Origin of the sequence: Bacillus aquiflavi, from assembly GCF_019915265.1 — a bacterium.
In the GTDB taxonomy this organism is placed as follows: Bacteria; Bacillota; Bacilli; order Bacillales; family Cytobacillaceae; genus Bacillus_BT; species Bacillus_BT aquiflavi.
The window spans coordinates 1878957-1904725 of record NZ_CP082780.1 but is presented as its reverse complement, the minus strand read 5'-3'; the positions used below and the strand labels follow the sequence as shown (position 1 = coordinate 1904725).

At 34.6% G+C, this 25769-nt stretch carries 30 protein-coding genes and 1 pseudogene; 24 read left to right on the top strand and 7 right to left on the bottom strand.

The genetic code is table 11. The features are described 5' to 3' along the window. Positions 1-175: 175 nt before the first annotated feature. Together K6959_RS09105 and K6959_RS19100 are read right to left on the bottom strand one after the other, a co-directional pair. The gene (locus K6959_RS09105) at positions 176-322 is read right to left on the bottom strand and encodes a hypothetical protein (RefSeq protein WP_163242397.1); all 147 of its coding nucleotides are present in this window, start codon (positions 320-322) and stop codon (positions 176-178) included. Positions 323-336: 14 nt separating this feature from the next. Continuing rightward, positions 337-465 (bottom strand): hypothetical protein, encoded by a 129-nt coding sequence (locus K6959_RS19100; protein WP_258561186.1) that lies wholly within the window; start codon positions 463-465, stop codon positions 337-339. Between the two features lie 144 nt (positions 466-609). On the opposite strand from K6959_RS19100, the gene deoD reads away from it, so the two are divergent. The 9 genes from deoD to K6959_RS09060 all read left to right on the top strand — a co-directional run bounded on the left by deoD (position 610) and on the right by K6959_RS09060 (position 9990). Next, the gene (deoD, locus tag K6959_RS09100) at positions 610-1314 is read left to right on the top strand and encodes a purine-nucleoside phosphorylase (RefSeq protein WP_163242396.1); all 705 of its coding nucleotides are present in this window, start codon (positions 610-612) and stop codon (positions 1312-1314) included. Between the two features lie 517 nt (positions 1315-1831). Further along, positions 1832-2617 (top strand): D-alanyl-D-alanine carboxypeptidase family protein, encoded by a 786-nt coding sequence (locus K6959_RS09095; protein ID WP_163242395.1) that lies wholly within the window; start codon positions 1832-1834, stop codon positions 2615-2617. Positions 2618-3067: 450 nt separating this feature from the next. Continuing rightward, positions 3068-3319, top strand: a complete 252-nt coding sequence (locus K6959_RS09090) for a metal-sensing transcriptional repressor (RefSeq protein WP_262421983.1) — start codon at positions 3068-3070, stop codon at positions 3317-3319. 24 nt (positions 3320-3343) lie between these two features. Continuing rightward, entirely contained in the window at positions 3344-5740 is a 2397-nt protein-coding gene (locus K6959_RS09085) for a heavy metal translocating P-type ATPase (RefSeq protein WP_223088254.1), read from the top strand. A gap of 29 nt (positions 5741-5769) precedes the next feature. Continuing rightward, entirely contained in the window at positions 5770-5976 is a 207-nt protein-coding gene (copZ, locus tag K6959_RS09080; protein WP_223088252.1) for a copper chaperone CopZ, read from the top strand. 336 nt (positions 5977-6312) lie between these two features. Next, the gene (locus K6959_RS09075; protein ID WP_163242438.1) at positions 6313-7713 is read left to right on the top strand and encodes a lmo1851 family serine protease; all 1401 of its coding nucleotides are present in this window, start codon (positions 6313-6315) and stop codon (positions 7711-7713) included. 145 nt (positions 7714-7858) lie between these two features. Continuing rightward, positions 7859-8242 (top strand): hypothetical protein, encoded by a 384-nt coding sequence (locus K6959_RS09070; RefSeq protein ID WP_163242391.1) that lies wholly within the window; start codon positions 7859-7861, stop codon positions 8240-8242. 21 nt (positions 8243-8263) lie between these two features. Continuing rightward, positions 8264-9160, top strand: a complete 897-nt coding sequence (locus tag K6959_RS09065) for a CobW family GTP-binding protein (RefSeq protein ID WP_223088250.1) — start codon at positions 8264-8266, stop codon at positions 9158-9160. Positions 9161-9285: 125 nt separating this feature from the next. Continuing rightward, on the top strand, positions 9286-9990 hold the full coding sequence (locus tag K6959_RS09060) for a hypothetical protein (RefSeq protein ID WP_223088249.1): 705 nt from the start codon (positions 9286-9288) through the stop codon (positions 9988-9990). A 301-nt stretch (positions 9991-10291) separates the two neighbouring features. Here the strand turns inward: K6959_RS09060 and K6959_RS09055 are convergent, their stop codons facing one another. Continuing rightward, on the bottom strand, positions 10292-10534 hold the full coding sequence (locus tag K6959_RS09055; RefSeq protein WP_163242388.1) for a DNA alkylation repair protein: 243 nt from the start codon (positions 10532-10534) through the stop codon (positions 10292-10294). Positions 10535-10639: 105 nt separating this feature from the next. Here K6959_RS09055 and K6959_RS09050 point away from each other — a divergent pair, with 105 nt between their 5' ends. The 10 genes from K6959_RS09050 (at position 10640) to K6959_RS09005 (ending at position 18360) form a co-directional block, all read left to right on the top strand. Next, on the top strand, positions 10640-11137 hold the full coding sequence (locus K6959_RS09050) for a class I SAM-dependent methyltransferase (RefSeq protein WP_223088247.1): 498 nt from the start codon (positions 10640-10642) through the stop codon (positions 11135-11137). A gap of 405 nt (positions 11138-11542) precedes the next feature. Then, positions 11543-11866: a rhodanese-like domain-containing protein gene (locus K6959_RS09045; protein WP_163242386.1), complete on the top strand. Its 324-nt coding sequence runs from the start codon at positions 11543-11545 to the stop codon at positions 11864-11866. Between the two features lie 25 nt (positions 11867-11891). Next, positions 11892-12152 (top strand): metal-sensitive transcriptional regulator, encoded by a 261-nt coding sequence (locus K6959_RS09040; protein ID WP_163242385.1) that lies wholly within the window; start codon positions 11892-11894, stop codon positions 12150-12152. Between the two features lie 322 nt (positions 12153-12474). Then, positions 12475-12954, top strand: coding sequence for a DsrE/DsrF/DrsH-like family protein (locus K6959_RS09035; RefSeq protein ID WP_223088245.1), 480 nt, complete (start codon positions 12475-12477; stop codon positions 12952-12954). A gap of 8 nt (positions 12955-12962) precedes the next feature. After that, the gene (locus K6959_RS09030; RefSeq protein ID WP_223088243.1) at positions 12963-13331 is read left to right on the top strand and encodes a rhodanese-like domain-containing protein; all 369 of its coding nucleotides are present in this window, start codon (positions 12963-12965) and stop codon (positions 13329-13331) included. Positions 13332-13430: 99 nt separating this feature from the next. Continuing rightward, positions 13431-13757, top strand: coding sequence for a rhodanese-like domain-containing protein (locus tag K6959_RS09025; RefSeq protein WP_163242382.1), 327 nt, complete (start codon positions 13431-13433; stop codon positions 13755-13757). Next, positions 13754-14326 carry a sulfurtransferase TusA family protein gene (locus K6959_RS09020; RefSeq protein WP_163242381.1) on the top strand — a complete coding sequence of 191 codons (573 nt, stop codon included), beginning with the start codon at positions 13754-13756 and terminating at the stop codon, positions 14324-14326. Before K6959_RS09025 ends, K6959_RS09020 begins: the two co-directional genes overlap by 4 nt. A gap of 49 nt (positions 14327-14375) precedes the next feature. Continuing rightward, on the top strand, positions 14376-14603 hold the full coding sequence (locus K6959_RS09015; protein WP_163242380.1) for a sulfurtransferase TusA family protein: 228 nt from the start codon (positions 14376-14378) through the stop codon (positions 14601-14603). A 1271-nt stretch (positions 14604-15874) separates the two neighbouring features. After that, on the top strand, positions 15875-17470 hold the full coding sequence (locus K6959_RS09010; RefSeq protein WP_223088242.1) for a Vga family ABC-F type ribosomal protection protein: 1596 nt from the start codon (positions 15875-15877) through the stop codon (positions 17468-17470). After that, entirely contained in the window at positions 17467-18360 is an 894-nt protein-coding gene (locus tag K6959_RS09005) for a Vgb family protein (protein WP_223088240.1), read from the top strand. The genes K6959_RS09010 and K6959_RS09005 overlap by 4 nt, the downstream gene beginning before the upstream one ends. Positions 18361-18561: 201 nt before the next feature. Here the strand turns inward: K6959_RS09005 and K6959_RS19830 are convergent. Further along, positions 18562-18696, bottom strand: a pseudogene (locus K6959_RS19830) (streptogramin A O-acetyltransferase VatC); the annotation flags it as partial. A gap of 469 nt (positions 18697-19165) precedes the next feature. On the opposite strand from K6959_RS19830, the gene K6959_RS09000 reads away from it, so the two are divergent. The 5 genes from K6959_RS09000 (at position 19166) to K6959_RS08980 (ending at position 24028) form a co-directional block, all read left to right on the top strand. Beyond that, the gene (locus tag K6959_RS09000; protein ID WP_163242612.1) at positions 19166-20143 is read left to right on the top strand and encodes a YncE family protein; all 978 of its coding nucleotides are present in this window, start codon (positions 19166-19168) and stop codon (positions 20141-20143) included. Then, positions 20140-20820, top strand: coding sequence for a response regulator transcription factor (locus K6959_RS08995; RefSeq protein ID WP_223088238.1), 681 nt, complete (start codon positions 20140-20142; stop codon positions 20818-20820). Before K6959_RS09000 ends, K6959_RS08995 begins: the two co-directional genes overlap by 4 nt. Next, positions 20817-22235, top strand: a complete 1419-nt coding sequence (locus K6959_RS08990; RefSeq protein ID WP_163242614.1) for an ATP-binding protein — start codon at positions 20817-20819, stop codon at positions 22233-22235. The genes K6959_RS08995 and K6959_RS08990 overlap by 4 nt, the downstream gene beginning before the upstream one ends. A gap of 52 nt (positions 22236-22287) precedes the next feature. After that, positions 22288-22752: a FixH family protein gene (locus tag K6959_RS08985; protein ID WP_163242615.1), complete on the top strand. Its 465-nt coding sequence runs from the start codon at positions 22288-22290 to the stop codon at positions 22750-22752. A 388-nt stretch (positions 22753-23140) separates the two neighbouring features. Next, positions 23141-24028: a CAP domain-containing protein gene (locus tag K6959_RS08980; RefSeq protein ID WP_163242616.1), complete on the top strand. Its 888-nt coding sequence runs from the start codon at positions 23141-23143 to the stop codon at positions 24026-24028. A 183-nt stretch (positions 24029-24211) separates the two neighbouring features. Here the strand turns inward: K6959_RS08980 and K6959_RS08975 are convergent, their stop codons facing one another. The 3 genes from K6959_RS08975 to K6959_RS08965 are packed head-to-tail and all read right to left on the bottom strand — an operon-like array spanning position 24212 to position 25753. Then, positions 24212-24742, bottom strand: a complete 531-nt coding sequence (locus tag K6959_RS08975) for a hypothetical protein (protein WP_223088237.1) — start codon at positions 24740-24742, stop codon at positions 24212-24214. Beyond that, positions 24739-25236: an Hsp20/alpha crystallin family protein gene (locus K6959_RS08970; protein ID WP_163242618.1), complete on the bottom strand. Its 498-nt coding sequence runs from the start codon at positions 25234-25236 to the stop codon at positions 24739-24741. Before K6959_RS08970 ends, K6959_RS08975 begins: the two co-directional genes overlap by 4 nt. A 31-nt stretch (positions 25237-25267) precedes the next feature. Continuing rightward, positions 25268-25753: an Hsp20/alpha crystallin family protein gene (locus K6959_RS08965; protein WP_163242619.1), complete on the bottom strand. Its 486-nt coding sequence runs from the start codon at positions 25751-25753 to the stop codon at positions 25268-25270. Between the last annotated feature and the right edge of the window lie 16 nt (positions 25754-25769).

The window sequence follows — 25769 nt, the reverse complement described above, 5'->3', positions numbered from 1 at the left end:
AAAAAAGCTTTTATTGTCAATTAAAATATGAAAATTTTTTTATAAACTAATAGGAAGTTTATGGTAAAGAGTAACACATGAGTGATCCTAGTGATTTAATATCATTTTATATAGTATGAGACTAATTTGATTTTTGTATTTAGTAGGTGATGAAAGTGAGGAAGTTGATCTTCCCTCACTCAATATTGTTGCCTGGGCTATTTTTTCGTTTTTTTCCAGATTGCTCTTTTCCGTGTGCATCGAGTTCCGCTGCGATTTGTTCTGCGGGGATATGATTATTTTTCTTTGGCTGATTAACACGATTGCGATCTTTTTTACCCATTTATGAACCTCCTGTTATGATTTTTTTCCTCGTTCGCTTTTTGACGTATTTGGTTTTGCTGTTGACTTTCCTTTTGAGTCTACTTCGTTCGCATATTCAACGGCATGTTGAAGCTTTTTACCCATTTTTCCTTGTTTGTTCAATTTGAAGCCTCCTCTATGTATCGTTAAAGTTAGCATTCCCGAAAAAAATTGAAACATTCTTTACATAGGTTTCGTTTTTCAGTATTGCTAGAATATGATATAGTTTTTTTGTGGTTAGCATTTTAATTGGAGGTTTAAAAAGAAATGAGTATACATATCGGTGCTAAAGAAAATGAAATTGCTGAAACTGTATTACTTCCAGGTGATCCGCTCAGGGCAAAATATATCGCGGAGACCTTTTTAGAGGATGTTAAATGCTATAATGAAGTACGCAACATGCTTGGCTTTACAGGAACGTATAAAGGGAAAAGAATTTCTGTTCAAGGAACAGGAATGGGTGTACCCTCTATTTCTATTTATATTAATGAGCTTATGCAAAATTATCACGTACAAACTTTAATTCGAGTCGGTACATGTGGAGCAATCCAACAAGATGTGAAAGTACGTGATGTCATTTTAGCGATGAGTGCGTCAACTGATTCGCAAATAAATCGCCTTACATTTGGCGGAGTAGACTATGCGCCGACAGCGGATTTCCATTTACTAAAAAAGGCGTACGAAGTTGGAATAGAAAAAGGACTTAGTTTAAAAGTTGGAAACGTCTTTACTGCCGATACTTTTTACAATGACAACGCAGAGCATGAAAAGTGGGCAAAATATCAAATTTTGGCGATTGAGATGGAAACCGCCGCGCTTTATACGTTAGCGGCAAAATTCGGACGAAAAGCATTATCAGTGTTAACCGTGAGTGATCATATTTTAACAGGTGAAGAAACAACTTCAGAAGAAAGACAAACAACGTTCAATGATATGATGATTGTAGCGCTTGAAGCGGCGATTAAAGAATAAGATAAGGAAAAGCTCCTATTCTTAGACTGGTGAAAACGCCTGTCAGCAAGGTGCGTTAGCCCAAGTCAGAAAGCGCGATTAGAACAGGATAAAAGCTCCTTTAATAAAGAAGAGGAGCTTTTTTAATGGAATGATAAAGAATGTTTGCTGTCAAAAACTGAAGCATAAAAACGATTGAAATTACGTTTTAATAAACACGAATACGCTGATGATAGAATTGGCTGGGGGAAAATGATTATATTTATAAGATCTCTTATAACGATCTAAGTTACAAAGTTAGAGGAACGGACACAAAAACATCAAAAAATGCACTTCAGTAGAATTCTCTCTCTTTAAAGTAATGATCCAAATTCTTCAGGCGTTTATGGAACTCTTGTACAAAAAAGGACCAGATAACCGAGGTAGAATAATTGAAAAAGAAGAACTTTAAAAAGATTGTCATAACTATTTTCAAATAGATTTGGTAAAAATAGAAGTATGAAAAAAGAAACGATTCGTATAAAGATAGGTGGATCAAATGAAAAAAATATTGTTTTTGTTTTTAAGTGTACTCATTTTTTTATCAGGATGTAGCATATTGGAAAAAATTCCATTTCTCAATCAAAACGAAAATGAGCAAACAAATTACAATGAGACTGTTGGTAAGGAAGGAAACAATATTACCCTCGAAGCTAGTTTTTTTAACAATATTAAGTCTGTAAATGGAAAAAATGTTATTCAAAATCCGGAAAATATTTTAGTGCTTGTAAATAAACAATACTCTCTCCCAGATGGTTATACACCATCAGATCTTACGCGGCCAAACGTTAGCTTTTCTTTCGGAAATAAAGATATTGAAAAAAGTTACTTAAGACAGAAAGCTGCGGTTGCACTTGAAAAGATGTTTAAGCAAGCAAAAGCAGAGGGAATCGAGTTATTTGCGGTATCAGGTTATCGTTCCTATAATCGCCAAGTCGAAATTTTAAACGCCGAAATCGCAAGTGTCGGTGAGGAAAAAGCGGTTCAAGCTGTTGCCGTACCCGGACAAAGTGAGCATCAAACAGGCTTAGCGATGGATATTTCGAGTCAAAGTGAAGGTTTTCGATTAACTGAAAGCTTTGAAGGGACGAAAGAAGGATTATGGCTTGCGGAAAATGCACACCGTTTCGGATTTATTCTTCGGTATCCGAAGGGAAAAGAAGCGATTACAGGGATTCAGTATGAACCTTGGCATTTTCGCTATGTAGGGGAAGAAGCAGCGACAATTATTTTTGAAAAAGGATGGACACTTGAAGAGTTTTTTAATATAGTGGAAAAAATTTAAAATCTTCAAACTGATTGAAAGTCCGTGTCATCAGTTGAGGCGGAAAGCAAATAGAATACGTTCCGTTTGTCAACTGTCTGAGAAAGGCTTTGCGTGCTTTCTTTTTTACGCCGTGATTTTCTTTAAAGCCATGGAAGCTTTTGTTTCCTATGGCTTTTTTCGATTCGATTTTTTAAGTGAAAATCTAAGGGGCAAATGTATAACTCTTAATTAGCAACAAGTATGGATGTTAAAAAAGCTGCTACAAAACAATAAAATAAGAAACAAATTTTCTTCAAATGTATCTCTGATGAAAAAATTATGATTTGCATCACTTTATCGTTGACTCACATACTATACAGGGGTATAGTAATTAATAAAGAGGTGATTTAATGGGTAAATCATGCCAGCATGAGGAAGATTCGGCTAAAAGTCCTCTTGTTCCTCGAACAGACGAAGAAAAAGAAAAAACTGAAACTGATTAAAAGATTAAAACGAATCGAAGGACAAGTGCGGGGTATTCAAAAAATGATTGAGGAAGATCGCTACTGTGTTGATATCCTTATTCAAATAACGGCTATTAATAACGCACTAAAAAAAGTTGGAATGAGTGTATTAGAACGTCATACACATCATTGTGTTTCTAGTGCAATTAAGTTGGGAGAGGGCGATAACGCAATTGAAGAGTTAATGAAAGTAATTGAACAGTTTAGCAGATCCTAAGCTACTAAAGCGGGGTGATTCTAGATGAAGGATCAAATGAAAATTGATATAACGGGAATGACATGTGCTGCTTGCTCGACTCGAATTGAAAAAGTGTTAAACAAAATGGATGGTGTTGAAGCTACTGTCAATTTAACATTAGAAAATGCAACGATCGAGTTGGATAATGAGAAAGTGAAGCGCGAAGAAATCATTGAGAAAGTTGAAAATCTTGGCTATGGTGTTCGATCAGAAAAGACAGAGCTTGATATAACGGGAATGACATGTGCAGCCTGCTCCTCTAGAATTGAAAAAGTGTTAAATAAAATGGATGGTGTTAAAAAAGCGACCGTTAATTTAGCAACAGAAACGGCAGCTGTAGAAATAAATAGCGGTGAACTAAATGTCGCTGATGTAATTGAACGGATACAAAAGCTTGGTTATGATGCGAAAGAAAGGGAACAAAGAAGTTCAAAAGAACAGCAAAAAAAAAAAAAAGAAGAATTACATGAAAAAAAGCGTAAGCTAACATTATCGATCATCTTATCTTTACCGCTCCTATACTCAATGGTTGCTCATGCACCGTGGGATTTAAATATACCAATGCCGAGCTTTATTATGAATCCGTGGTTTCAAATGGCACTGGCAACTCCCGTGCAATTTTATGTCGGAAGACAGTTTTATATAGGCGCCTATAAATCACTAAAAAATAAAAGCGCCAACATGGATGTGCTTGTCGCATTAGGTACGTCGGCAGCATATTTTTACAGTGTCGCAGAAGGGCTTAAAACAATTTGGAATCCGAGTTATGAGCCGCATTTATACTTTGAAACGAGTGCTGTCTTAATTACATTAATTCTTGTAGGTAAGCTGTTTGAAGCAATGGCAAAAGGAAGAACGACTGAGGCACTCTCAAAACTAATTAGTTTACAGGCAAAAGATGCGACTGTTATTCGCAATGGACAACAAGTAAAAATCCAGATTGAAGAGGTGCAAGTTAACGACATCCTCATCGTCAAGCCGGGTGAGAAAATTCCCGTTGATGGTGAAGTAGTCTCAGGCCATTCAGCCGTTGATGAAGCGATGATAACCGGTGAATCTATTCCCGTCGATAAACAACAAGGAGATCCTCTTATCGGAGCAACGATTAATCGAAACGGAACATTAACAATGAGAGCAACGAAGGTGGGAAAAGATACAGCTTTAGCTGGAATTATTAAAGTTGTCGAAGAAGCTCAAGGAAGCAAAGCACCAATTCAACGTATTGCTGATGTCATTTCAAGTTATTTTGTCCCTATAGTCGTGGTAATCTCAATTCTTACGTTTTTAACTTGGTTTTTTATCATTACACCAGGTGATCTTCCAAAAGCGCTTGAAACAGCGATTGCCGTTCTAGTAATTGCTTGTCCTTGTGCACTTGGGCTAGCTACCCCAACATCAATAATGGTTGGGACTGGAAAAGGAGCAGAAAACGGAATTTTATTTAAAGGCGGCGAGCATTTAGAAGCAGCACATAAAGTGAATGCAAATGTTCTTGATAAAACAGGCACGATTACAAAAGGAAAGCCGATTGTTACAGATTTTCATAGTGATGATCCTAATACTTTACAATATTTAGTATCTGCGGAAAATGCCTCTGAGCATCCATTAGCAACTGCCATCGTTGAGTATGGAATGGAAAAAGGGATTGAGCTTTTAACTCCCGAACATTTCGAAGCAATACCTGGGTATGGTATAATGGCTGAATTTAATGATAAGCAAATATTAGTTGGTACAAGAAAATTAATGAAGAAATACGATATTCATTATGAAGAGCGGGAAGAAGAGCTCATCCAGTATGAACAGGACGGAAAGACAGCAATGTTTATTGCTGAAAATAAACAATTAACAGGGATTGTCGCGGTAGCAGATACGATTAAAGAATCTGCGAAGGAAGCGATTGCCGAATTAAAAACAAGCGGAATAGATGTTTATATGCTAACAGGAGATAATAAACGGACCGCAATGGCAATTGCTAACGAAGTGGGAATCGCTCATGTGATTGCGGAAGTACTGCCAGAAGAGAAAGCGAATTATGTTAAGGAATTGCAGTTGAAAGGAAAAAAAGTAGCAATGGTCGGTGATGGAATTAATGATGCTCCTGCCCTAGCGCTAGCTGATATCGGGATTGCCATTGGTACTGGTACAGACGTTGCTATAGAAACAGCTGATATTACAATTTTAGGCGGTGAGCTTACTTTAATTCCGAAAGCAATCTTTTTAAGCAGAAAAACGATGGCTAATATCCGGCAAAACTTTTTTTGGGCGCTTGCATATAATTCAGCAGGAATACCAATTGCTGCCTTAGGTTTACTTGCACCATGGGTTGCGGGTGCTGCCATGGCGTTTAGTTCAGTTTCTGTCGTGACTAACTCTCTTCGATTGAAGCGAGTGAAAATATAATACTAAATTTTAAGCGAGGTTGATTAATAATGGAAAAAATGACACTTAACGTAACAGGAATGACTTGCGGACATTGTGAAAAAGCGGTTAAAAATGCACTAAATACTATTAATGGTGTTCAAAATGTAACTGTTTATCTTGAAAGTGGAAAAGTAGAAGTACAGTATGATTCTCAAGAGGCGTCTGTAAAAGAGTTAAAAGATGCAATTGAAAATCAAGGCTATGATGTAGCATAAGTTCAGTTTAAATATGTAAAGCGCTGTTCAAAAACAGGTATAAAGCAATAAGGAGAGGTTTATCAGCTAATAACAATAGTCTAAAAGCACTTAACTGAATGCGGTTAAGTGCTTTTATTTTCGTTTCACTAAATTTAAGGCTGTTGTTTCTTATTCTTATAGTATAATAAATAATGTCAAAACTTTCTTTAGTTTTTTGTTTTCAAACAAATACAATAATTGTTACAATAAAACTATTAGTTAGTTTTATTTGGTAAATGAAAGTGGTGAAAATGTTTGGAAGAGCAAGAGAAAAAAGATCAGAAGTTAAACGAAAAACAATCTAAGTTTATTCAAATGAAACGGTTTCAATTTGCCGTGTTGTTATTTTTCATTGTTTTAGTAACTGCAGGAATTACAACATCTGTTTTCGTATTTGGGAATGGAAAGAATGTGTTGAAAGAAAGAAGTGAATTTGAAAAGCTTTATACTGCTTACGATACGCTAAATAAGGAATATTATAAAAAGGTTGATCCAGAAAAAGTAGTAAATGGAGCTATCAACGGGATGTTTGATTCTTTAGATGATCCTTACTCAGATTATATGGATAAAGAAGAAGCAGCGAGCTTTCATGAAAACATTTCATCTTCTTTTGAAGGAATCGGAGCAGAGATTCAAGAGTTAGAAGGCCATATTATTATTGTCTCACCGATAAAAGGATCCCCAGCGGAAAAATCGGGTTTACAGCCGAATGATAAAATTTTAGCGGTAGATGGAAAAAGTATACAAGGAATGAATGCTTCAGAAGCGGTTACACATATTCGTGGTGAAAAAGGAACGAAAGTAAAGTTAACGATCCAACGGGAAGGCGTAGAAGAAACATTAAATATCGAAATTGTTCGTGATACAATTCCAATAGAAACCGTTTATGGAGAAATGCTAGAAGATGGCATTGCAAAGGTACAAATAACAAGCTTCTCCACAAACACGACAAAGGAGCTGCTTACTGCTTTAAATGACCTCCAACAAGAAGGAATGAAGGGACTTATACTTGACTTACGGCAAAATCCGGGCGGATTATTGCCACAAGCCATTGAGATCTCAAGCTTATTTGTTCCAGATGGTGAAATTCTTTTTAAAGTGGAGGACAGGGCTGGTAATATTGAAGAGTATAAGTCTTCAAATAATAATAATTCCGATACTCCATTAGTCGTTTTAATCGATAAAGGAAGTGCGAGTGCATCAGAAATATTAGCAGCTGCTGTTAAAGAATCAGCAAATGTGCCTTTAATTGGTGAAAAATCATTTGGAAAAGGAACTGTGCAAACAGCACAAGATTTTGATGATGGTTCTAATATGAAATTTACAACTTCAAAATGGTTGACGCCTAAAGGAAATTGGATTCATGAAAAAGGAATAAAACCAGATTACGAAGTGTCGTTACCTGAATATGCTTCATTGCCGTATATAAGTCCTGACAAGGAGCTAAAGGTTTCGTCTTCTTCTAATGAAGTGAAAACAGCACAAGAGATGCTAACTGTTTTAGGATATGATCCTGGCAGAAAAGACGGCTTTTTCGATGATAAAACAAAAGAAGCAGTTATTGCTTTCCAAAAAGATACCCAACTTGAAGCTAATGGGGTGTTAAAAGGAGAGTCGACAATAAAATTAATGGAACTCGTTCGCCAGCATATTGAAAAAAATGACACACAAATTCAAAAAGCTGTAGAAGTATTAAAAACTCTCATTGATGCGTAATATAAAAACTCTTCGGGTGTGTTTTTACCGAGGAGTTTCTTTTTTTTGACTTTAAAAAGTCTTAAATTTGTACAAAAAGACAAATTACTATAAAATTTGTTTTTAAAGTCGTTGTTTTTGAAAGATAAGATGAAAGGTGATCGTCTTGAAGCAATTTTTTGATTTAAATGAAACATTATCAAAAGAAGTAGAAAAGATTGAAAATGAATGTGAACTTGTTTCTGAGCAGTTAAAAACAGCTTTTAAGCAAAGCTTTGCAAGCTTTAATGAAAAGTTAGTAATTGAATTAACACGATCAATAAAAGGGAGACAAGCAAAAAAACAAGAGATTTTTAAAGAAGATTATGAATCATTTATTGAAATTGGTCTTGAATACAATGGGCAATATTTTCCGAATGCCTATATACCAGTATGGAAATGTAAAAAAGAATTGTTTCAATATATTGGATATTTAACGAAATATGAACCGATTCAAATAAAGGAAAAAATGATTTCGATTTTAAATGAAATGTTAGAGGACCGTGATTAATGCTTTGGAAAGGATTATAAAATGAAAAAAACAGAAATCTACATTTTATCAGGTTTTCTCGGGAGTGGAAAAACGACATTGCTGAAGCAGCTCCTGCATATGGAGAAGCAGCTAAAAAGGAAAGTTGCAGTCATGATGAATGAATTTGGAAAAATTTCGATTGATTCAGATAGCATTGATGGAGATATTCCATTAAAAGAACTATTGAACGGTTGTATTTGCTGTACAATTCAAGATAAACTCGAAGCTCAATTACAAGGACTATTAATCGAAGAGAAAACAGATGTCATATATATTGAAACAACTGGTGCGGCTCATCCTGTCGAAGTACTTGATGCTGTCTTATCACCATTATTTGCTGAAAAAATCACAATGAAGGGAATTATTACCATAGTCGACGGGAAAAGATGGCTTGACCGTAAAGCATTAAACCCACAGCTACAGCAATTATTATTAGAACAAGTTCGGCATGCAGATACGATTATGATTAATAAAGCTGACTTATTAACAGAGGCGGAGAAGGGACAGCTAACTTTTGAAATTCAATCAATTAACGCAACAGCACTTTGTATTTTAACGTCTTATTCAAAAGTATCACTTGAAACACTGCAGACGCAAAGATTTGTCGAAAAAAAGAAAAACAGCACAGCTCATGTACATCACAGCTTAAATTTAACTTCTTTTGTTTATCAATTTCAGCATTCGATAAACAAAACAGCTTTTGAACAATTTTTACGAGAGTTGCCAGAAACCGTTTACCGAATAAAAGGCTATGTCAGCTTCCACCATTCCAAATATCCATATTTATTTCAATTTTCATACGGCATGCCGATTTATATGAAAGAAAATATGAAGATGCCACTAAATTTGGTATTTATTGGAGAAAATCTAAATATTGAATTATTAAATAAAAAATAAACCGAATTAGACCTTGCAGACGAAACCATCCATTAATAAATGGGTGGTTTTTTCTATGTATGAAATAAACTGAACAGGAAAAAATGAACGGGAAACAATTATCTGAAAGTAAATGAGTGAAAAAAATGAAAAAATGGATTATAGTAGGCTTAATTATAGTTTTTTTTAATGATGCTGCAGCAGGTAAATGTCTAGAAGTTAATAAATTGACATCAAACATTAGTTATCAAATTGAATTGCTCTCATGGGAAGAGGTTAATAAATTATTACCGAAAAAGAGTATTTTCACGGTAATTGATGTTGATAGCGGCATGAAATTTCGTGTCCAAAGACGTGCTGGGAGCCAGCATGCCGATGTTCAGCCTCTTACAGCAACAGACACAAAAATAATGAAAAAAATTTATAATGGAAAATGGAGCTGGAAACGGCGAGCCATTATCGTGATGCATAATGATAGGTGGATTGCTGCCTCAATGCATGGTATGCCGCATGGGGCTGGGGCATTAAACAATCAATTTCCTGGTCATTTTTGTATTCATTTTTTAGGAAGTACTACTCATCAATCAGACAATATTGATTTAGCACATAAATTAATGGTTCTAAAAGCTGCTGGAGTTCTTGAAGAATTTTTAATGAACGCGAAATTGGAAGAATTGATTCATTGTTTTATAACGGGTTTGAAGCAACATGATCAAAGGATTACTTCATTCGTTTCAACGGAACAATTAAATTGGCGGGAAATATTTCACCTTATAGAAAATGTTACGTTATTGAACGTAAAAAAAAACAACTTAATGTTAATGATCAATTGTTTTTATCGCTTCCTGTAGAAGTGGAATGGTATTTACAAGGCGAAGGAAGAACAAAAATCACGAGCGAATTAAGACTTGTTCGATCTTCCCCATACGAACAATGGAAAATAGCTGCAAAAGACTTTTTTATTGAAAATAACGTTCTCCAAAAAAATGAGTAAAACTAGACTGTTGGATGCTTGTAGTTCGTTGTAAGTTTTCACATTTTTGCTCGGCTCCTTCAAGCGTTTTCAACGAGTCTAAAGAAATGTTTAAATATCGACTTTGTCTATCATCATAAACTTGTCATTACTTTTAAAAAGTAATGACAAGTTTATGATTACTGTTGTTCGCCAAATTTAATAAATGTCCTTTCGTCTTCAATAAGTCCGCATGAAGCACATTGTACTTTATATTCTGGTCCTTTATAGGGCAAATGAAAAGGGACAAGCTGATTGTCTGTATATTGCTCAATGACTTCGCCTGATTGGGGATTTAATTTTACTGATTGTGAAATTTGTTTAATTATATTAAATCGGCTGCGATTTGTTTTACAGTTAGGACATCTGTAAGGAGAACTCAAGAACTGCTCATTCCTTTCTTTATCATCATCAAACATATGTTTTGCATCTTTTAAAAGAAATATGTAAAAATATAAGATACAGTTTTGAAAGGTAGTGTGATAAAAATGGGTGGTCATCATCGTTTCAAGCCGGAGAAGGCAGCGAAGCTTCTTGATCCAAAAAGAGAAGAACTGCTTCCAATTAAAGAGGTTCTTGCTTTATTAAAGATAAAGGAGGATGAAATAATTGCTGATTTAGGATGTGGAAATGGGTATTTAACTGTTCCGCTGTTATCAAAAGCAAAGCATGTATATGCTGTAGATATTGAACCGAAAATGCTAGAGCTGTTAAAAGAACGCATTGACGGAGAAAAGATAAATGATATTACGTATGTTGTAAGCAATCTTGAACAAATTGATTTAAATACAAATAGTGTTGATAAAGCTGTTGTTGCATTTGTTGCTCATGAAATTGCACACTTGGATAAAGCGATAGGAGAGTTTAAACGAATGATAAGACAAAACGGCACCATACTGATCATAGACTGGGAAGCGGTCGAGATGGAAATGGGTCCCCCAGTCCATGAACGGATTCCTTCTGAACAATTAAAACAGTCATTTTAGGAATATGGGTTTAAAGTAACGCTTGGCCATTTAAATAGTGGAATTTATTATTTAAAGGCTCAAATTAAGTAAATGTTTATTTTGAAGAGGCTTTATTAAAGGGCAAATACAATAAACATTAAAAATCAAGAATGTTAAAATCAGAATTTGAATATAAAAAGGGTATCCAATCATTAAAAGTTGATTTATATCGATATAAAATGAATAGGTAAAAAAGTTCTTGACGAATGTTTGAAGTAAGCGAAAAAAATTAATAAACAAGCGTTCATGAGCTTACCAACGAAAAATACGAGTGTGGGTCAACAGTCTAAAAACATCCTTTATGGATGTTTTTTTTAACAGTTGAAAATATACCCTAATAGGTATATAATGATAGTACAACTATTTCAATAAGAGGTGTGATAAATGTACTTTTTACTATTATTATTTATCATTCTTTCTCTACCAGTTGTGTATCGGTATTATCCTGTAAATATTCCACATGTATCAAATTTGAATAAAGAGTTTTATAAATCGAGCTGTATTGATCTTCGCGATTACCAAGATTCAGCCGGAAATCCGATTGAAGGAGCAATTAATATTCCATGCGGATATTTAAATAGATACTCAAATGAAATCCCCACAAAAGAAATATATATTATTGCTTCATCACATTTAGAGAAAAATGTAGGATCTCGTATATTAAGAAAAAATGGTTTTAAGATTAAAGGATATACGCTTGTAAAATAATATAGCTATTGGGAGGTGTTGAATTGTGAAGTTTGATAAAGACATCGTAAATCGTATGAAGCGCATTGAAGGACAAGTTAAAGGAGTTATTCGGATGATGGAAAGCGGAGACGATTGCAAAGATGTTACAACTCAATTAACAGCAATTCGATCAGCCGCAGATAAAACGGTTGCTCTCATCGTAAGTAGAAATTTGGAAAGATGTTTAATTGAAGATATTCACGCTGGTAAAGATTCGCAGGATGCTGTCAATGAAGCAGTTCAGCTGCTTGTTAAGAGCAGATAAAAGCCGGATAAAGGGAGGTTCTTACCTCCTTTTAGCTTGTAGAGAAAGTAAATAATTTTGAAAAATGCTTATTAAACGAAGGTCGCAAAGCGGAAGCGATAAGCTTATGAACTTTTCACCTAGTGTAAGCAACGAAGAATGTGAGCGTTGCGTTTATAACAGTCTGAAAGAAGTTAATTTCCTTTTTGCTATGAGAAAAAAATAAATTTGAAAAGTTCTTGACATTTTTATAAAAATTTAATAATATACCCATAGTGGTATTATTAATAAGCGATTATTTTTTTAACTAAAATTATACCCTTATAGGTATTAGGAGGTTAATATGGGAGAAAAAAAACGAACGACAATTGTTTTATTCAGCGGTGATTATGATAAAGCAATGGCTGCTTATATTATTGCTAATGGTGCAGCAACATTTGATCATGAAGTAACCATTTTTCACACATTTTGGGGATTAAATGCCCTTCGAAAAGACGAACTTATTGAAACAAAAAAAGGCTTTATTGAAAAGATCTTTGGAAAAATGATGCCCCGCGGTGCAGATAGACTTGGGTTATCTAAAATGCAATATATGGGGCTAGGTCCAAAATTAATGAAAAAAAATATGAAAAAACATAATACGATGCCGCTTCCAGAATTAATTGAAATGGGGAAAGAACAAGGAATAAAACTTGTTGGCTGTCAAATGACAATTGACCTATTCGGTTTAAAAAATGAAGAATTTATTGATGGTGTTGAATTTGGTGGTGTTGCTGCATACTTGGCAGATGCATCAGAAGGAAATGTTAACTTGTTCATATAAGAGGTGAGATGATGAGTTCCGTCATAAATACGGTTCTAATTATATTCGTTGTACTTTTCATCTTCAGTCGGTTTACACCAGTAAAAGGGGTAAATCAAATGACAACAGATGAACTGCGAAAAAAAAAGAATGTAAAAAATAACAAAGTACAATATATAGATGTTAGAACGCAAGCCGAATTCAAAGCAAACCATATAAAAGGCTTTAAAAACATCCCACTTCATCAAATAGTCAATAAAGCAAATGCTCTTAATAAAGAACAAGAAGTTATTTTAATTTGCAGAAGTGGCAATCGAAGTATGCAAGCAGCAAAAAGGTTAAAAAAGCTTGGCTTTAAAACCATTTATAACGTTAAAGGCGGAATGAATGCTTGGTAGAACTGAAAAAAGAAATTTTTTCATTGATTGATAAGTTAGCTGAAAAGCTAATACTAAAAAAGCTTTTTAAGTTCATTGAATTGAAAGGAGAGACCCTACTTGCAAGAGATTACTGCAGCTGAAGTGATAACACGGCTTAATAATAAGGAAACACTTCATCTTATTGATGTTCGAGAACCAGAAGAACTTGCGCTTGCGAAAATTCCTGGGATCTTAAACATTCCGCTTGGAACATTGCCTTTACGAATTCATGAACTTGATAAGAACAATGAATATATTATTGTTTGTCGGTCAGGTAACCGTAGTGGCAATGCCGCTCAATTTCTTGAATATCATGGTTTCCAAGCATTAAATATGATCGGCGGAATGATTGCATGGTCAGCAGCAGTTAAAAAGAAAAAATTGTTAACGGGGGTAGACAAATGAATATTGCAAGTCATAAAGTTGTAGATGCAAAAGGTTTATCATGTCCAATGCCAATTGTACGAACAAAAAAAGCAATTGAAGAACTTGATGGTGGTCAAGTTCTTGAAGTTCAGGCAACAGATAAAGGCTCAAAAGCTGATATAAAAGCATGGGCAGAGTCTGCAGGGCACCAATATCTTGGAACGATAGAACAAGAAGGATTATTAATACACTATGTTCGCAAGGCAAGCGAAAAAGAAGAGAAAGAAGTAGCAAAGCATCCAAATGTCATTCAAAATGATGAACTTGAACAATTAATAAAAGCTGGTGAGAACATTGAAATTATTGATGTTCGCGAAGAGGCTGAATATGTTTTTGGTCACATTCCAGGGGCAAAATCAATTCCTTTTGGAGAGTTAGAAGAGAACATTGATCAAATCGATTCTGCAAAACCAGTTTATGTTGTTTGTAGAACTGGTAACCGCAGTGACTTTGCTGCTCAGATGCTTACTGAAAAGGGAATGAAAAATGTTATAAATGTGATTCCAGGAATGACTGGTTGGAAAGGCAGTATTGAGAAAAAACAATAATCAATTCATACTTTGATTATAATAATAGAAACTCAAGGAGGATTTTATAATGGAAGCAACAAAAGTATTAGATGCAAAGGGTTTATCATGTCCAATGCCAATTGTACGCATTAAACAATCGATTGGAGATTTAAATAGCGGTGAGATTTTAGAAGTGCATACTACTGATAAAGGTTCACAAAAAGACGTCTCAGCATGGGTTCAATCTACAGGTCATGAACTTTTACAGACAGAAGAAGACGCAGGCGTATTTAAATTTTGGATTAAAAAAGCTTAAATTTAAATAAATAAACTAAGTGGGATATCTTATAAAAAGGGTATCCCACTTTTAGATTATAGACAAAGTCATGTTGAGTGAAAAAGTCGTTTAATTTACAATAAAGTTGTTTAAAAATACACATTATTAAGATAACACTTTATGTTTTGCATGAGTATTTGGTTTGTTTCCCAAATTTACTCTGCTTTTTTATTTTACCGAAGAAAAAAGTACTAAACCAACATATGCAAGCGGATGATGACATATACTGACAGACTGCAAACAGCAAAATAGTCAATAGATCACTTTCAGCTCATATGATTCCTTCTGTGGGAAATTTGTATAAAGATGAGCAACAATCATTCATTGTTAGAAAAATTAACAAACAGCAGTGGTAGCTGAGCCAATCGATTTTAATAAAAGTGCAACATTTGAAAGAAGACTATAAGAGTTGGGTCAAAGAATATTGACAACATTTCACTTTGAAGTATGACTCAAATGAATAATTTGACTTTTTTAATTAAGTATGTTAATAATTATAGATAATAAAAATTGGAAGGGTGAATTAAATACATGATTTTTTAATCCTATTTATGAGAAAAACATTCGTTATAAGTTACGAAAAGTTTTCTGAGTGGGATAAATCTGTACTTTTTAAAAAATAATGTAGCCCTAGTTATTTTTAAAAAATTTTGTACATTATCTTCCTATTCAGAAACGTAAGGATTATAACATTGTCTTTTCTGAGTAGGATTAATGATGTACTTCATAATAGTCAAAAAGTATTTTTATTTGAGTTACTTCTTTTTGATATTTATGATTACCTCCTATTCAGAAATGGATAGGAGGTTTTTGTGGTGCGCCCAGCATGGGTTATAACTTGGTGGTGAAAGTCCACTACAGGCTTGGCAGTAGGAACTGTTAGCTGAAAGCAAGGGTGTCCATTGTGAAATGGAATCTGAAGGAAGCTGGAAGCAAACTCCTGAACTGACGAACAGAAATGGCGAGTATCACTTAATGACATCATCCATCGTGCCATACCAAATGAAAAGCTCAGAAAATGGGGATTAAAAGATTTTTCCACACTCTATGAGCTTCGATACTTAAAAGGTTGAACCGCCGTATACGGAACCGTACGTACGGTGGTGTGAGAGGTCGACTAATCAATTAATGATTAGTCTCCTACTCGATTTTATGTTAAATAAGACATAGGGAAAATTTTGGGATTGTGACACTTTAAAATAACAGTTTATGAAGATCATAATTAGTTATTTAAGAAATGGGGGGATTGAATGATCGTTCTTGAAGCTAATCATATTGAAAAGACTATTAAAGACCGAAAACTTTTAGATATCAAGCAAATACAAATTCGTTATAAAGATAGAATTGGTGTAGTTGGTCGTAATGGAAGTGGAAAAACGACGCTATTATCCATATTGTCTGGTGAAACAGAAGCAGATAAAGGGGAAGTTAAGACAAATGCAAGTCGCTATTTTTTACCTCAATTGAAAGAGACTGATACTTTCAAAAGTGGTGGTGAGGTAACAAAGAGTTATATTGACAAAGCATTAGCTACAAAGGCAGAAATTTTGTTTGTTGACGAACCAACAACAAATCTTGATGCTCGCGCTATAGAGGAACTTGAAAAACATTTCATTCGATATCGAGGTGCAATTATTCTTGTATCACATAACCGATATTTTTTAGATCAAGTCTGCACGAAAATTTTGGAACTTGAAGATGGGAAAATTAAAGAATATATCGGTAACTATACAAGTTATGTAGAGCAAAAGGAAATGCTTCGTCGAAAACAACAAGAGGAATATGAAAAATATATAGCTAAGAAAAGACAGTTGGAACGAGCTAAAAAACTGAAAGAACAAAAGGCTCAAAGAATGATTAAACCGCCTTCAAAACGAATGGGGACATCTGAATCTCGAATATGGAAGATGGAGCATGCTACTAAACAAAAGAAAATGCACCAAAATATAAAGGCGCTGGAAACACGTGCAGAAAAATTGGAGCATGTGGAAAAACCAAAAGAACTTCCTCCTATCAAAATGAATTTACTAAATTGTGAACAAATTCAAGGGCGTCACATGATTAGTGTGAAAAACGCATCTGTAAACTTTGATAATCATTTGCTTTGGAAAGATGCTTTCTTTGTCATTAAAGGCGGTGAAAAGGTTGCAATCATTGGTAATAATGGAGTTGGTAAAACAACAATGTTGAAACAGATTCTAGAAAGAGTACCGGCAGTAACAATCTCACCAGTAGCCAAAATCGGATATTTTAGTCAGAATTTAGATATTCTAGATTCACAAGAATCGATTTTGGAAAATGTCATGTCTACCTCGATTCAAGATGAAACAACAGTGAGGACTGTTCTCGCAAGATTACATTTCTATCGCGATGATGTTTATAAAGAAGTCAATGTTCTAAGTGGCGGAGAACGAGTAAAGGTTGCTTTTGCAAAGCTATTTGTTAGTGATTGTAATACATTGATTCTGGATGAACCAACGAACTATCTAGATATTGATGCCGTTGAAGCTTTAGAGGATCTATTGATTAACTATAAAGGGGCAGTAATATTTGTTTCACATGACAGTCGTTTCGTTGGAAATATTGCAACTAAAATTATTGAAATATCTCAACAGAAGGTTACAGGGTTTACTGGAAGTTATAAAGAATTTAAAGAAAGGAACCAGCAGACAGAGCGTGATAATATTAAGGATGAACTTCTAAAAGTTGAAGTCAAACTGACTCAAATCATTAGTGAACTAAATGGTGAGTCTTCAGATAAATTAGAACAAGAATTCCAAATGTTGATTAATAAACGCAATAGTCTAAGAAATCAATTAAATAAAAAGAGGGGGGGTCTAGTATGAAGATTGATATATCAGAATTTGCAATTGCGAGAGCTAATTCTGGGCCTTATGGTATAGCTTCAGCAAAAGACGGAAATGTATGGTTTACTCAACATAAAGCAAACAAAATCAGTTGTATAAATCAAAATGGTAGGATAAAAGAGTTTACAGTTCCCACCCCTAACGCTAAAGTAATGTGCTTAACTGTTTCTTCCCGTGGTGAGATATGGTTTACAGAGAATAATGCCAATAAAATAGGGAAACTAACAACAACTGGTGATTTTGTAGAATATCCATTGCCGCAGCCTGATTCAGGGCCTTACGGAATAACTGAAGGTCTAAATGGAGAAATATGGTTTACTCAAATGAATGGAAACCGGATAGGAAAGTTGACGCCTGATGGTGCTATTGATGAATATGACCTTCCAAATAAGGGATCTTATCCTGCTTTTATTACTTTAGGTTCTGATAACGCACTTTGGTTCACGGAGAACCAGAATAATTCAATTGGAAGGATGACGGATACAGGAAAGATAACTGAATATCCTCTACCAACGCATGCAGCAGCTCCAGTAGGTATCACTAATGGCAACGATGGTGCAATCTGGTTTGTAGAAATTATGGGCAATAAAATAGGGCGAATTACTACTGATGGGGAGATTAGAGAATATGATATTCCAACTCCAAATTCACGTCCGCACGCTATTACTGCGGGAAAGAATGATGAAATGTGGTTTACAGAATGGGGAGCAAATAAGATTGGTCAAATTTCTGTGATTGATGGAAAAATTAATGAGTATAAAATTCCAACATCATCAGCAGAACCACATGGTATCGCATGTGACTCAAATGGGGATGTCTGGTTTGCATTAGAGTGTAATAAGATAGGTTATATGAGAAATAACTCATAAAAAGGTGTGTATTGTTTATGTCAGAAAAAATAAAAGCACCGAACATATCTGATAGATGAAAATAAAAACCTTCAGTTTATTAGACCAACATTAACAAAGCTGGGTATCTATAGTTGGGAGTACACTAATTATGATAGCAAGAATGGAGAGCTTCAGAACGGTATTTCCCTTTAAAGAAAGCATAGGTGAATACTTTCTTCATCCGTTTCCAAAAATAGTGGAACCATCCATGCCGTAATTAGCTTCGTTCATTATAAAAGTGACCCTAGGACCAATTGAACAAAATTTCCCTATGACCAATCGATCACCTATATGAGATAAAACTTGATCCTCAAAAATGATGTATGGACTGAACTGGCGCTACTATTATGCTAGGTGATCTTGAAAACAAAGTTATCTGATAAGAGCGGGACACCTTTTTTATAGGATATCCCGCTTTTAGACTGTTAACCAAAACGAACTTATGAGCTATATGTTTTATTCGCTTCCGCCTCACCGCAACTGACAATGTCTTTCAATCAGTTTGAGGGAAGTTACTTGAAATATTGACTTGTAGTTCCTCCATTTTAATTTATACTAACAACATTACACTTGATTGAAATTATTTTTGGTTTTACATTTTTTCTTTGCTTTAAGAGAAATATTTATTATTCGTCACATAAAGTCGAGGGAATAATGCTAAACAAGTTGAAATCACTTGTGCCGAATTTTCAAAAACTAGTCATTTTATTTCACAAATTTATCACAATAATCCGGTATAATGGTTAAAGAAACCACTCTGTATAATTTAAAGGAGAACAGTCAGATGAAATTAATGTTAAGACTCATATTTCTTAGCATAATCATATTATCAGGATGTACAAATCATAACCTTCCGAAAATTCCATCCGATAAAAATATTATTTCTACTGTAAATATAAAAGATATGACAATATCATTTATAAATGTTGATGACAAAGAAACATTGCAGGAATGGAAGCTTGAAAAACCATATACAGGCGGTTTAATCTTTCCTGATAACGATACGATATTGCTATACGGAAAACAAAATGATTCAGTGGATCTTTATTCTTTGAAAAAAGGGAAAAAAATAAAAACGTGGGAAACAGGGAAGGGAATTGTTAGCGGAAAGTTATTAAAAGACGAAAAATTACTCGTTTTTGCAGACCAAAATGAACATCGAGTTCGCTTTTTTTCTTTCAAAGGAGAGGAAGTTGACAGTATCAAAACTGGTAAAAATCCAATTACTCTTTTAGAGGGCAGTGAGCAAAATAAATTGTACGTCATTAGTTTTGACGATAAGAAACTAACAGTTATCGATCTTGAAAGCAAACGTATTGATAAATCATTTACTATCCACGGCAATGCTGCTGGAGCTTTACTGAGAGAAAAAGATAATGAACTTTGGATAGGCGGACATGGTGAAGGACAGAATATTGAAACGGATATACATATATATGATCTAATAACTGGTAGCTTAAAAAAGAAAATTGCCGCCCCAACAATGCCGATCAATTTCGTAGAGAGTAATGAATCTGTGTACGCATTAAGCCATGGAACAAGTACGCTTTATAAAATTAGCAGTAACGGAAATTTAGAGGAAACACTTCAAGTCGGGGCAAATCCATTTGAAATGAAAGTAATGGACAATTTATTAGTCATTGCCGGGTATGACAGTAATGACGTAAATCTTGTGAGCTTAGATAATAGTCTACAAATAATAGATACGTTCAAGGTAGGTAAAGGACCTTTTGAGATCATCACAAGGGAGGAGAATAAATGAGTAATATTAACGTCTTAATCGTAGACGATGAAGAGGATATGCGCCACTTATTACAAATGTATTTGGAGAATTCAGGTTTTCATTGTTTTCACAGTGCTAATGGCGAACAGGCGCTACAAGTACTCAATCATAAAAATATTGATTTAGTCATACTTGATATTATGATGCCGGGAGAAGATGGTTTTCAAGTTTGTGATAAAATACGGCAAAAATCACCAGTACCGGTTATATTTTTTTCGGCAAAAGGTGAAGAATGGGATAAAGTAAAAGGCCTGCAGCTTGGCGCTGATGATTATATTGTGAAGCCATTCAGCCCAGGTGAATTAATTGCCCGCATTAATGCTGTTTTAAGACGAACGGGAAGCGATAAAAATGAAAAGGATTTTATTAAGCTTGGGAAAATAATGATCGATAAAAAGGCACGTCGTGTTACGGTAAATGGAGATTCAATTCCTTTAACGTTAAAAGAATTCGATCTCTTAAGCACATTCGTTGAGCACGAAGGGCAAGCATTAAGCAGAGAGCAGCTTCTTGAATTAGTATGGGGAATTGAATATCATGGCAGTTTACGGACAGTTGATACTCATGTTAAAACATTACGGATGAAACTTCGTGCTGCAGATTACATACAAACAGTTTGGGGGATTGGCTATAAGTTTGAGGTGCCATTCGAATGAAATTTATTACAAACAGCTTAGCTAAAAAGCTTTGGCTGACCGTTACTTTTACCATTTTAATAACGATTCTTTATTCTTATTTCCTTTCTCACATATTTTATGAAAGGCTCTATGTTGATAAGATTGAACAATCTTTATTAGATGAAGGAAATCGCCTCGCTTTAGAATATGAAGGGGGTCCTTTATCAGATGAAATCCGGGAAAAAGTTGAATGGTACAATTCAAAATCAGAAACAGAAGTGCTTGTTGTAAGCAACCCGCGAGAGCTAAGCGCATGCCTTCCTTTTGAGATCGATTATGAAACACTTATTGGCGAGAAAGAACGGCAAACGTTGCTTGAAGGCAAGCCGATTCAAAAGATAGGATATGAAGAGCGTTTTGATAGAAAAATAATGGCGGTTATCATTCCGTTATTAGACAATAATCGTTTAGAAGGCATTATTTATTTGTACTTACCTTTAGAATCAATAAATGATCTGACAAAAGATTTTGCTTATTCATGGTTAGTTGCGGCATTTATATTTGTTGTCATCGCTTTATTTTTTGGAACAAAATGGATTAACCGTCTGACAAAGCCATTAAAAGAAATGAAGGAAGCGGCTGTTAAAGTTTCTGAAGGGGATTTTTCTACAAGAGTTCATATACGATCAAAAGATGAAATTGGTCAACTTGGGACAGCCTTTAATCAAATGTCGCAATCGATTCAAAAAGAAGATGAGCGTAAAAAAGAGTTTATTGCAAATATTTCTCATGAATTAAGAACACCGATCAGTTATGTTAAAGGTTACAGCGATGCATTACTATCACAAATGGTGAAAACGGAAGAAGATAAGCAAAAATACTTAAAACTTATCCATCGTGAGGCAGGACGGCTTGAGAGACTTGTTGGTGATCTACTAGACTTAATGAAATTTGAATCGGAAGAATTCAGCTTAGTTAAAATGCCCTTGCCACTCGCTCAATTAATTGAAGATGCATTGCAAAAATATATTTCAACAGCAAATGAAAAAGGGATTAAGCTGACATATGATCTTGATCCAGAGTTGATCATTAATGGTGATGAAGGGAGGATTGAACAAATCTTCCAAAATCTAATGGACAATGCCGTTCGTTATACTGAAAGCGGCGGAACAATTAAGATAAAATTATTCAAAGTACGGAACAAATGTCATTTGGTTGTCAGTGATACAGGAATAGGGATAAAAGAAGATGACCTTGAAAAAATTATGCAACGTTTTTATCGAGTGAACAAAGCAAGAACGAGAACAGATGGTGGCACAGGGCTTGGATTAGCAATTGTTGATCAGCTTGTAAAGCTTCATAATGGAAAACTAAAAATGACAAGTGAATACGGAAAAGGTACAGAAGTAACTGTTATTCTACCAATTTTAAATGAAGAAAAAAGCGGCTGTTAATTATATAATAGATAGGATATCAGATGAAAATTGTTAAAAAAGGAGTTGCCCAATGAAGAAGAGCTTGATTTTAATGAGTATTTTATTACTGGCGATTGTCTCGGCTTGTTCAAATAATGAAAGTGCGGAAGATGAGCCCCAATTTTTAGATGTTCAGCTTTCGGTTAATCCTAACAAGGCTGAGCCCAATGAAACGATTGTTTTTGAAGCAAAGGTAACATACGGTGACGAAGAAGTCACAGATGCAGATGAGGTGAAATTTGAAGTATGGCGTGCACATGATGAAGATCATGAGACGATCGTAGTTGAACATGCGGAAAATGGAATTTATCGTCTTGAAAAAAGTTTTGCCGAAGAGGGGACTTATTACATGATCTCTCATGTTACCGCACGCAGTATGCATAATATGCCGAAAGAGGAATTTGTTGTTGGAGAACCGAGTGAACCAGAAGAAGAAACGAATTCAACGATTATGGATGAAGAAGAACAGCCTAATGATGAAGGTGAAAATCAATAAAACAAAGGAAAATCCCTGTTTTTGCTTAAAATAGGGATTTTTTTATTTAATCAAGGATTGAGACTACGGTTGTAATATTAATGTAATAAATGAAAGAAAATTGTCGTGTTTCAATGGATGTCAATATTTTATTTCTAGAAAAAATATGGAAAGACCGAAGCCTCTCTTCCAACTCGACTACATTTGTCCAATTGAAAGAAAAAAGATTAACGATTTAAAAAATCTCTACTATTAGCAGTGGATGAAAGTACTTTTCTATTTTAAACGATTGATTTTACTTTTTTAAAAAATAAACATTGTTATTTTTTCTCCCGTAAATATTACAAAAATCGCATGCTATGATGTTATTAGAAAAAAAAAACAAGTTCTAAAGGGAGGAAATGAAAAGATGAACAAAAAATTATTTTTTTCAGTAGCAGCAACAGCAGCACTACTATTAGCTAATCCGGTTGGTGATAAAGCAGAGGCTGCTTCTAATAACAAAGCAAGCATTCATAGTAAAGTATATGTCTATAAAACAAGTAATTTCAACCATAAGGATTTAAATAGTATTCTTCAAAAGTATAAAAATAATTGCAATATTAATTGGAATAATGGCCAAAAGGCTCAACAGCCTGCGCAGCCAAAACAGGATAAGCCAGTAGCTCAACAACCAGCACAACCAAAGCAAGACAAGCCAGTAGCTCAACAACCAGCACAACCAAAGCAAGACAAGCCAGCAGCTCAACAACCAGCACAACCAAAGCAAGACAAGCCAGCAGCTCAACAACCAGCACAACCAAAGCAAGACAAGCCAGCAGTTCAACAACCAGCGCAACCAAAGCAAGACAAGCCAGCAGTTCAACAACCAGCGCAACCAAAGCAAGAACAGCCGGCAAAACAAGCTGTTTCTAGTGAAGTAAGTGCTTTTGAACAAAAAGTAGTAGAACTCACAAATAAAGAACGGGCTAAAAGCGGTTTACCAGCACTTAAACTAGATACTGAGCTTAGTAAAGTAGCTCGTGAAAAATCTAAAGATATGCAGCGTAATAAATATTTTGACCATAATAGCCCAACTTACGGATCACCATTTGATATGATGAAAAAATTTGGAATTTCATACCGTGCAGCAGGTGAAAATATTGCAATGGGTCAACGTTCTCCAGAGGAAGTTGTAAATGCTTGGATGAACAGTGATGGCCACCGTAAAAATATTTTAAATGCTAGCTTTACACATATTGGTGTTGGTCATGTTGAGCAAGGAAACTATTGGACACAAATGTTTATCGGTAAATAATACTGAATGAACGAATGAGAAAACTCCCGCCTTATCGAATAGCGGGAGTTTTTCTACATATGTTTTGACAAGCATGCGAATTTTTTTCGTTGTTGGACTTTACTATAGGTTATAAATAAGTTCTATTCGCTTTCCGCTATGTTAGCGCTCGAAAGCTGACTTTATCTTATAAGTTTCAAAGGACTAATTATTTTTGTTTTTTTCTGTCAACTTTTTTTCGGGTTTTTGTGCTTTAGCGGCGATTGCTTTTTTACTCATCTTGCCTTCATAATTAGAACCAATATTTAATTTCCCTGTTAACTCTTTTATTCCGAGCTGTCCAAAGTTATTGCTATGTTCAAGTTTATCAATGACAACTTTCTCGACGTAAAGGTGTTCAACGTTAAAAATATAGTTCGGCTCATGTTGTTTCTCTTGAACGATTTTATCTTCAATATATTTCACCGTTTGTTTCTCAAAAATTTTTTTTTGTTTGTTCGCGTGTTTCTCCGATAATTTATGTTGATGTTTCTCAAGTTTTTTCAGCAGTTGTCTTTCCGACTGTTTAACCAATTTGACTATTTCTGCTTCAACCGTTTTGATGAATTGTTGTTCCGTTTGTTCAAGTTTTTTGATTCTTTGTTCTAATTGATTAATTCTTTTCTCCTTTTCTTTTTGAGAGCTACCTTGAAAGAAACTTTTTAATGATAAAATTTTCCTTTTTCTAATCATCATGACTCTGATTCACTTTCATCAATTGTAATCGGAATCGCTTCAGACTGTTGTTCTTCGATTGGCAAGGAAATGACTAAAATACCATTTCGCAGCACACTTTGAATCATTTCCTTTTTTATTTTTGAAGATATTGCTAGTTTTTTTTCAAACTTTCTATTTGGTCGTTCTTTAAGTAAATAGCGGATATTTGGTTTAAGAGTTTTATATTCTCCTTTAATAATTAAAGATTTTTCTTCAAGGGTAATGTATATATCTGACGTTTTCAGACCGGGAAGCTCCACTTCAATGAAGATGCAATTTCCCTCTTCATACATATCAATAAGGGGGAATGCATCTTGCTGTGAGAAGTAAGCGGAATAGTTTTGGTCGAACGGATTGTCCCTCGATTGTGAGGCCGACTTTCCGAGTTCGGATTCAAAAATCTGTTTCCAAAAGTGCTCAGTTTGATATTGCTTCGTTATATCGAGCCATTGTTTAAGTTTTTCAATATCCACAAACAATCCCCCCAATTCGTTTTTTTCATCCCTAAAGTGTTTCAGAAACATCGACTTCTGAGTACTGCATGTCGATATTTTTTGAAATTTTTATTTCAAGCATTTCGTCTTTGTATTGAGCACGAGCACCCTTTTTCTTTACAAGTGCTGGTAATGTAATCGTATGTTTATCTTCCATATTAGGGATATGTTCTAAAATTAATTGATTAGATGTATGATATATACGGATTTGTTTTAACAATTCTTTATTTTTTATTGGAACCCTGACAAATACATCTTCATGGGTTTCAAAGACGGAAGCATTAAGCGGAATGGATGGTGGTTGAGCATTTTCTCCTTGAAATAACGGATGTCCCCGATTCATGATTTCAGTTGGATTCATTGCCCCTTGTGGATTAGAAGGGAACATCTTTTGCATCATGTCCTCAATATATTTTTCAATATCTTCAGGCTTCATCTTTTGCATCATTTTTTGCATATCTTTATTAAAAGGAAAGAGTGAATTCCAAGGAAACATGACCGTTCATCCTTTC

Bases quoted from the DNA above. Each gene is read 5' to 3' on its own strand.
- K6959_RS09105 (WP_163242397.1), bottom strand. From the start codon at position 322: ATGGGTAAAAAAGATCGCAATCGTGTTAATCAGCCAAAGAAAAATAAT.
- deoD (WP_163242396.1), top strand. From the start codon at position 610: ATGAGTATACATATCGGTGCTAAAGAAAATGAAATTGCTGAAACTGTA.
- K6959_RS09095 (WP_163242395.1), top strand. From the start codon at position 1,832: ATGAAAAAAATATTGTTTTTGTTTTTAAGTGTACTCATTTTTTTATCA.
- K6959_RS09085 (WP_223088254.1), top strand. From the start codon at position 3,344: ATGAAGGATCAAATGAAAATTGATATAACGGGAATGACATGTGCTGCT.
- copZ (WP_223088252.1), top strand. From the start codon at position 5,770: ATGGAAAAAATGACACTTAACGTAACAGGAATGACTTGCGGACATTGT.
- K6959_RS09075 (WP_163242438.1), top strand. From the start codon at position 6,313: ATGAAACGGTTTCAATTTGCCGTGTTGTTATTTTTCATTGTTTTAGTA.
- K6959_RS09065 (WP_223088250.1), top strand. From the start codon at position 8,264: ATGAAAAAAACAGAAATCTACATTTTATCAGGTTTTCTCGGGAGTGGA.
- K6959_RS09060 (WP_223088249.1), top strand. From the start codon at position 9,286: ATGAAAAAATGGATTATAGTAGGCTTAATTATAGTTTTTTTTAATGAT.
- K6959_RS09050 (WP_223088247.1), top strand. From the start codon at position 10,640: ATGGGTGGTCATCATCGTTTCAAGCCGGAGAAGGCAGCGAAGCTTCTT.
- K6959_RS09045 (WP_163242386.1), top strand. From the start codon at position 11,543: ATGTACTTTTTACTATTATTATTTATCATTCTTTCTCTACCAGTTGTG.
- K6959_RS09035 (WP_223088245.1), top strand. From the start codon at position 12,475: ATGGGAGAAAAAAAACGAACGACAATTGTTTTATTCAGCGGTGATTAT.
- K6959_RS09030 (WP_223088243.1), top strand. From the start codon at position 12,963: ATGATGAGTTCCGTCATAAATACGGTTCTAATTATATTCGTTGTACTT.
- K6959_RS09020 (WP_163242381.1), top strand. From the start codon at position 13,754: ATGAATATTGCAAGTCATAAAGTTGTAGATGCAAAAGGTTTATCATGT.
- K6959_RS09015 (WP_163242380.1), top strand. From the start codon at position 14,376: ATGGAAGCAACAAAAGTATTAGATGCAAAGGGTTTATCATGTCCAATG.
- K6959_RS09010 (WP_223088242.1), top strand. From the start codon at position 15,875: ATGATCGTTCTTGAAGCTAATCATATTGAAAAGACTATTAAAGACCGA.
- K6959_RS09005 (WP_223088240.1), top strand. From the start codon at position 17,467: ATGAAGATTGATATATCAGAATTTGCAATTGCGAGAGCTAATTCTGGG.
- K6959_RS09000 (WP_163242612.1), top strand. From the start codon at position 19,166: ATGAAATTAATGTTAAGACTCATATTTCTTAGCATAATCATATTATCA.
- K6959_RS08995 (WP_223088238.1), top strand. From the start codon at position 20,140: ATGAGTAATATTAACGTCTTAATCGTAGACGATGAAGAGGATATGCGC.
- K6959_RS08990 (WP_163242614.1), top strand. From the start codon at position 20,817: ATGAAATTTATTACAAACAGCTTAGCTAAAAAGCTTTGGCTGACCGTT.
- K6959_RS08985 (WP_163242615.1), top strand. From the start codon at position 22,288: ATGAAGAAGAGCTTGATTTTAATGAGTATTTTATTACTGGCGATTGTC.
- K6959_RS08980 (WP_163242616.1), top strand. From the start codon at position 23,141: ATGAACAAAAAATTATTTTTTTCAGTAGCAGCAACAGCAGCACTACTA.
- K6959_RS08975 (WP_223088237.1), bottom strand. From the start codon at position 24,742: ATGATGATTAGAAAAAGGAAAATTTTATCATTAAAAAGTTTCTTTCAA.
- K6959_RS08965 (WP_163242619.1), bottom strand. From the start codon at position 25,753: ATGTTTCCTTGGAATTCACTCTTTCCTTTTAATAAAGATATGCAAAAA.